The sequence below is a fragment of the Megasphaera sp. AF13-6AC genome (assembly GCF_027685385.1).
Lineage (GTDB): Bacteria > Bacillota > Negativicutes > Veillonellales > Megasphaeraceae > Megasphaera > Megasphaera micronuciformis.
Genome location: NZ_JAQCUN010000055.1, coordinates 1 through 4,055 on the forward strand (window position 1 = coordinate 1; position 4,055 = coordinate 4,055).

The 4,055-nt window shown below is 46.9% G+C and carries 4 protein-coding genes; all 4 read right to left on the reverse strand.

The genetic code is table 11. The features are described from left to right. Positions 1-72: 72 nt before the first annotated feature. The 4 genes from PGX78_RS04395 to PGX78_RS04410 all read right to left on the reverse strand — a co-directional run bounded on the left by PGX78_RS04395 (position 73) and on the right by PGX78_RS04410 (position 4,042). Positions 73-1,218 carry an ABC transporter permease gene (locus tag PGX78_RS04395; RefSeq protein WP_270445547.1) on the reverse strand — a complete coding sequence of 382 codons (1,146 nt, stop codon included), beginning with the start codon at positions 1,216-1,218 and terminating at the stop codon, positions 73-75. 5 nt (positions 1,219-1,223) lie between these two features. Continuing rightward, positions 1,224-2,498, reverse strand: a complete 1,275-nt coding sequence (locus PGX78_RS04400) for an ABC transporter permease (protein WP_270445548.1) — start codon at positions 2,496-2,498, stop codon at positions 1,224-1,226. Between the two features lie 15 nt (positions 2,499-2,513). Beyond that, positions 2,514-3,773, reverse strand: coding sequence for a DUF2318 domain-containing protein (locus tag PGX78_RS04405; RefSeq protein WP_270445549.1), 1,260 nt, complete (start codon positions 3,771-3,773; stop codon positions 2,514-2,516). Positions 3,774-3,880: 107 nt separating this feature from the next. Next, positions 3,881-4,042, reverse strand: a complete 162-nt coding sequence (locus PGX78_RS04410) for an iron transporter (protein WP_270445555.1) — start codon at positions 4,040-4,042, stop codon at positions 3,881-3,883. Positions 4,043-4,055: the final 13 nt, after the last annotated feature.

The window sequence follows — 4,055 nt, forward strand, 5'->3', positions numbered from 1 at the left end:
TAATGCCATGACCTTACCGTTGTAGGCCATGGACACATCTTTTAATTCCAATAAACTCATGAGGTTCCTCCCTTATTCGCCGCGAAGGACAATGGCCGGATCGACGCTTGTCGCAATTCGGACGGGCACCAGGCTGGCCGCACCGGTAACCAAGATAGATAAGATAATGGATATAAGTGCCACGGACGGCGAGAAGTCGATAGCCCGATTAAAGACATTCATACTGACCCCTTGGGCAAATACATATCCGAAGCCGCTTCCCAAAACACCGCCTATACCGCCGAGAACACACCCTTCACCGAAGAACTCGATGACTATGTTCTTATTACTTGCTCCCAACGCCTTTTTCAGACCGATTTCTTTACGACGTTCCGTAACAACGGCCATCATCGTCGTTGTTACGCAAATCATGGTCAACATGAGGACGACAATCGTAACGAGAAGGACGAGGACCTGCAATTTCCCCAATACATTTCCTTCAGAGCGGGTAATCTGCTGTACAGGTTGAGCCTGAATATTGGCATCCCCCTTATCGAGATCCGCAATAATTCCGTTCAGCTTATCTCCGTCAGCTACAATACTGACCTGTGCCAAACTTACTTGATTCGGCTTTTCGGAAAGGTCTTGCATTTCTTTCAAATCAATGAAAGCAAACTGTTCTTCCTTACTGCCTGTTGCTACGATACCGGCTACCTTAAAGTTTCTCATGGCCTTACCTTCACCGGCACTGACCGTCACATTTTGACCGATGAGCTTATCCGGGTCACGAGAAATCTTCTTGGCCAATTCCGCACCGAGGAGGATTTCCCGCTCTCCTTTTTGCGGCCACTGCCCGCGGACCTGCCAATAGGTATTGACCTTCTTAGCCGCCTCGAAATCGGTACCGCTCGTCGTTACGGGTTGCTTGTTCACTTCAATCGTATCATACAAAAAGGGGGTTACGCCTACGACTTCATTGCCTGAAAGTAATTGATTTACTGTAGACAGTTCCCCTTCATTAAAGGTACCCTTATCGCCGTTGGGAAGAATCAAAAGGTTAGCCCCGTATGCACGGAATTCACGCCCCATCTGCTGAGGCACTTCTTCATACACCGTAATCATGCCCGAAATAATCGTCGCTCCGACGGCAACAGCCAAGAGAGCTACGAGCATACGCGTGTGTCTGCGCAGCAGGGCATGTATAACCATCGTAAAAAACATTTTATATTTTTTTATCATACAAATCACCTGCCATGAAGTACACTTGCGGGTTGCAAGGAAAGTAAGGTTCGAATCGCCGGTACGCTGCCCAACAAGATAACGGCAACCATTAGAGCCCCGACAATAGGTACTACAATAATATTATTGGCAATAGCCGAACCGAATACGGTATAACCGATTACCTGTGCAAATCCCATGCCGATAAAATACCCTACGATACCGCCCAAAATCCCGGCTATTAAAGTTTCCGTCAAAATCATAAGAATGACTTCGTAATTTTTAGCTCCCAAAGCCTTCATTAACCCGATTTCCCGGCTCCGTTCCATAACATTGGCACTGACCAGATTGGAAACACCTAAAGCGGCGCTGATCAGGCTGAGAACCGTAATAAGGAGCATAAGAAGCTGAGTTTTATCGAGAATTTTACCTTCCGACTCGGCAATCTGCCGAACAGGCCGAGCACTTGAATTGTTGACAACTTCCTCAATCTGAAAAGCAATAGAACTTACATAGGCCGTACAATACCAGATTTCCCGTTCTGCCTGAGACAGACGTTCCGGGTTGGCAGCCGCTTTTCGAGCCAAATCGTTTTCAGGTGTCGTAATGGCACTGACTTCGATTTCACTGACCTTCCCTTTCAGATTCAAGGCTTGTTGCACAACGGGAAGACTTGCCAGAATAGCATTGTCTTCGTTGCCGCCGCCTGAAACGATCCCGGCAATAACAAACTGCCCTTGTGTCCCGTCGGCACGACGATACGAAAGGGTATCCCCGGTCTTAACTTGCAGCGACTCAGCCAACTTCTGGCCGATGAGAACCTGATCCGTATTATCCTTCGGCCAATCCCCGTCAATTTGCCACCACGATTTCATTTCTTCTACGCCCGTATCGAAAGCATCGCCTGTCGGCAACGTCATGTGATAATTAAACCACGTACCCGTCAGGTTCACATTTTGTCCGTTCACACTTACCGTACCGTTCAGCATGGGTGTGAAGGCTACAATATTATTGGTCCAGAAAATCGTTTTGATCTTCCCCAAATCTTCTTCATTCAAATACTCTTTATGTCCGCTGTCGCTGCCGACGCCGTATACATCGTTAAGAAGCGAAGCGTTTTTCGGAGCAACCGTAATGTTGGCACCGAAGGCCTTTAATTCCTGATTGACCTTGTCACCTACGTCAAACATAACATTGAGCATAGCCGCCGCCAGAGATACGCCGAGTGCGACGGTCAAAGCAATCAGAAAAAACCGTCCTCGTTGTCTTACAAGGGCCCCTTTTACCATGGTCCAGAACATACCTTCACCCCCTTCTTAACGGAATACCTTGCGGTTCGCTTCCAACTCGTTGGCATCGATAACAAGCTTACCGCCTTCAATAGTATATTTAACAGGTATGGGGTTGCAACCGCCCTTAACCCCTATAGTCGCCTTATTCATGACGACGTCGCAGAGCTTGCACACTACCTGCCCGTCTTTTTCATAATACCCTGTAGGTCCGCAAATTTCGCAAGCATCCAAGCCTACTCCGTATGCCGATCCGCCCTTTAATATAACTATAAACCGTACGCCTTCACCGCCGGACCCTCTGTAGGTATAGCGATGTAAATGGCCGTCGGCAAATTCATTCAAATCAATGGCGATCCTACCGTTTTGTGCCTGTACCTGTACAGCCGGAACAATTTGTTCCTTATGGTTGGCATAGGACCAACCGAAAGACGACAGACCGGTCATGATTATTAAAAGTACGACCGTCCCTACGCCCCATCTACGCTTCGATTTGGCATTGGCAACAATCCGCCTGTATTCCGCCGGATTGCTCCCTTCGGGGCGTTGCGGTTTAGGTTGTGAAAACAGCGTAAGAGGCACAAAGAGAACAGCCGCATAAATAACAAATACCAGCACATCCTGGTTGTTAATAATAGGTGCCATTACCTTTATCAGCGATCCGCTGGGTAAAAACTGTCTGGCCATGGCAACGCGAATAGCATATAAAATCTGTTCAATAAATAACGCTATAATTTGTACAAAAAAGACGAAAAGAAGTCGCTTATAATTCAAGGCTGCTGCCGCTTCATACGTAACGGCGGCACTTAAAAGTCCAAAGAGAATACCGGTTAAAAAGCCCAGATTTTCAATAAGGAAGTTGAGCGTCATATATTTCCCTGTCGCACCGATAAAGATTTGATACGGCATGAGCCAAAGTTCCATTCCGTGAAAAAGAATAAACATAATGGCCAATACGAAAGCACTCATAGTCACGACTTTATTGACCTTTTTCGATAAGTCGCGTTTAAAGAACAGCATGACAAGTAAAACGACTTCGGCAACAATGGCTATTACAATAGTAAGTGCTTCAAAACCTTCTCTCGTAATAGCATTCCGCGTACCGACTTTGACGGCCACAAAGAAAAGAGACAGCCAAAACCCCCAATAAAGGGCTCTTTTCAGTGTATTCTTGTATTCCGGAAGATCCAGCCGTAAAAAAACGGCTAAAAGAATCCCTAAAGGGATTGCCAAAGTAACGCCCTGTACCATGGCCGGAATAAATTGCAAGAGAAATGCCTGTAACATGTTGTACTCCTTTACATAAGAAGAACGTCCCGCCATCCGGTCGTAATAAGACTATTACGGTCCGGCCGGCAGGACGCTGCTTCTTCAGGTTATGCGTTCAAATATGCTTACCAGTTACGAGGAACGTAGTTGAACGTCCAGTGGAGAACAACCGGTTCGTTCCAGAAACGACCTTCAACACCGGTTTCCTTATCTACGTGCAAACCGTAGTTCATACGATACGGGCTGTCGATTGTAAATTCGCAATCATAGGTGCCGGCACCGAGCATCTTCAAGTTAGCA

What these genes read in the sequence shown, in the direction of transcription:
- PGX78_RS04395 (WP_270445547.1), bottom strand. Translation starts at nt 1,218, where the DNA reads ATGATAAAAAAATATAAAATGTTTTTTACGATGGTTATACATGCCCTG.
- PGX78_RS04400 (WP_270445548.1), bottom strand. Translation starts at nt 2,498, where the DNA reads ATGTTCTGGACCATGGTAAAAGGGGCCCTTGTAAGACAACGAGGACGG.
- PGX78_RS04405 (WP_270445549.1), bottom strand. Translation starts at nt 3,773, where the DNA reads ATGTTACAGGCATTTCTCTTGCAATTTATTCCGGCCATGGTACAGGGC.
- PGX78_RS04410 (WP_270445555.1), bottom strand. Translation starts at nt 4,042, where the DNA reads ATGCTCGGTGCCGGCACCTATGATTGCGAATTTACAATCGACAGCCCG.